Origin of the sequence: Spiroplasma endosymbiont of Megaselia nigra, from assembly GCF_003987485.1 — a bacterium.
Lineage (GTDB): Bacteria > Bacillota_I > Bacilli_A > Mycoplasmatales > Mycoplasmataceae > Spiroplasma.
Map to the genome: position 1 here is coordinate 1 of NZ_RCOO01000169.1, position 2,377 is coordinate 2,377.

Sequence of the window (2,377 nt, forward strand, 5' to 3'; positions counted from 1 at the left end):
TTCTTTTGGACCTTTTGGTGTATTTAAAATTCCTTTTTTAAAATTTCTTTGTCATGAATCAAGTGTTTTTATATTTACTTTATATTTTTGTGCAATATAAGTAAGCGATGTTTGTTAAATTTCTTTTACTGTATTTTTTCGAAATTCTGCAGTATATGTTTTAAATTTTTGTTCTTTTCCTGCCATTAAAAAATGCACCTCCTCTAAAAGTTTAGTAAAGTTCTTTTTTAATTTTACTTACTTTTTGGGGTGCAGTCTTTTATATTTGTGTACGATATTTCCATGATTAATATTTTTATTACAAAAATTACATTTAATTTTGCTATTCATACTTATCATCCTCATCTATAAATTTATATATTTTTAATTTCTGATTCTTAAAGGTTTTTTTCTTTGTTTTAGCAATAACTTTAGCTATATATCTTTTTTTAAATTGATAATTTTTATCTGATGGACCAATTCCAAACAAAAAATATATTATTTCTTCATATGAACTATAAGTTCCTAAATAATTATCATCTCAGTCATAAATTGCAAAAAAATAATTCTTTAATCTCATATTATTTTCCCTTCTTCTGTATCAAATAAATTTTCTTCTTCGGAATCGGCAAAACTAGTTTTATTTTTATCAATAACTTCTTTTATATTTAAAACTGATAAATTTTCTGCTTGATTATTGTAGTTTTTAATATTATTTTTCGCTCTAACCTCTATTGCATTCTTCAATTCAATGTCAACAATATATCCTAATATCCTTTTTACACCATTTTCCATAATAAATTCTTCATATTTTTGACTTGGAAATAACCCCAATTTTAATTGAATTGAATATTTTGCATTATAAATAAGTTGCTTAGGAATTAATATACTACCACCTTGTGTAATTGGACTAATTATATTTCTACAAGTTAATGTATCAAATTCAATTGATCTAATATAATTTTTGTTTAAATATACATAAACCAATTTTTCTTTATAAATATTAACACCACCAATCTAACAATTTTGCCCTGAACAAGGTGCTAAACTTGTTAAACAACTAGTTATTTAACCAATTATTTAACTTATTACTTAACTTGTTAATAAACTAGTTAATTAACTTGTTGTTATTAATTAAAATTGCACAATGAAAAACATTTGTTGCATTTTTATTACCACAACAAATCAATATTTAGTTATTAACAAGCTTGTAATTTAACAAATAAAAAAGATTTACTTTTTCAGTAAATCCGTATCTTTGTTACTCGCCCAAAAAGTTTTTATACATATATTCCATATCGATCAACTAATTGTCTTGTTCGTTGTTCTAATAATAAAAATAAAGTAGAGTTTATAATATATTTAGCAGTAAAAATTCCAAAGAAAATCCCGATAAAAATTAAAGTATGTTGTCATGACTCAAAAATAGATGCCATCCCACTATTATCGTGGTCATGATCATGGCCAGCATGCGCAACAGTAACTTGATTAGACCAATCAATCGGATTACTTATTATATTCCCTGTCGGATCTAATATCTTCAAACTATCGTGTAGAACATGAGCATGATCAGCATCTGGATGCGTATGACCCATATTTACTAAAATCTTTGCAACAATTAAAAATGAAATTGCTTCAATTAAAGCACATATTGGCACTATAATAGTAAATGCCAAGATTTTTTTCCCTCATTTAATATTAACAATTTTATGATGATGGTCATGCGCTTTTTTAACATGATGATATTCATGAATAGTATGGTCAGCAACATTTTCTGGAACAGTAATTTTATGACAAGCATTAAATAAAATATAGTAAACAAATCAAGTTACGAACACAACTAAGATATTAGAAATCATAAAGAATGCCATTTCAAGTCAAGTATGATGCCCATCAATTAAATTATGAATTCAAGGTAATGCAATTCCTTCTAATAAAGCAAATGCTAATCCAACAATTGCAATTGAATAAATAATTACTAAAGTATCAAAAAATCGTAAACCAAACGTTGCCCCCCAAGGAGTTGGAACACTAAAAACCTCTAGTAAACTTAATCCAACGGCCATCGCTAAAAAAATCGCAGAAGCAGCAATTTTAAACGTAATTGACCTCTGATTATATAATTCCTTATGAAAAACTGACTTTTTAATCCGCTTTCAAATCTTATCATTTTGCACTGTTAAAACATCGTTAGTATTTTTTTTCATTTCTTTTTTCCTTTCTTATTTATAAAAATTATAATTTATTTTTATAAAAAGTCAAGTTAAATTATTAGTTTTGTAAAGTAAAGATGCAAGTAGGATTTTTAACCCTTATTAAGTCAATATTATATCTTTTATTAAAAATTGCAACTATTTTTTCAAAAAAAATATTTTTTTAAAATTATGTGGTTATTTCA

Annotated in this window: 3 protein-coding genes; all 3 read right to left on the reverse strand. The window is 25.1% G+C overall.

Translation table 4 applies throughout. The features are described from left to right. Nucleotides 1-322: 322 nt before the first annotated feature. A complete protein-coding gene (locus D9R21_RS05745; protein ID WP_126821451.1) occupies nucleotides 323-559 on the reverse strand; it encodes a hypothetical protein in 237 nt (78 codons plus the stop codon). Beyond that, nucleotides 550-966: a hypothetical protein gene (locus D9R21_RS05750; protein ID WP_126821452.1), complete on the reverse strand. Its 417-nt coding sequence runs from the start codon at nucleotides 964-966 to the stop codon at nucleotides 550-552. The genes D9R21_RS05745 and D9R21_RS05750 overlap by 10 nt, the downstream gene beginning before the upstream one ends. A gap of 293 nt (nucleotides 967-1,259) precedes the next feature. Next, complete coding sequence (locus tag D9R21_RS05755; RefSeq protein WP_126821453.1) at nucleotides 1,260-2,186, reverse strand: hypothetical protein; 927 nt, start codon at nucleotides 2,184-2,186, stop codon at nucleotides 1,260-1,262. Between the last annotated feature and the right edge of the window lie 191 nt (nucleotides 2,187-2,377).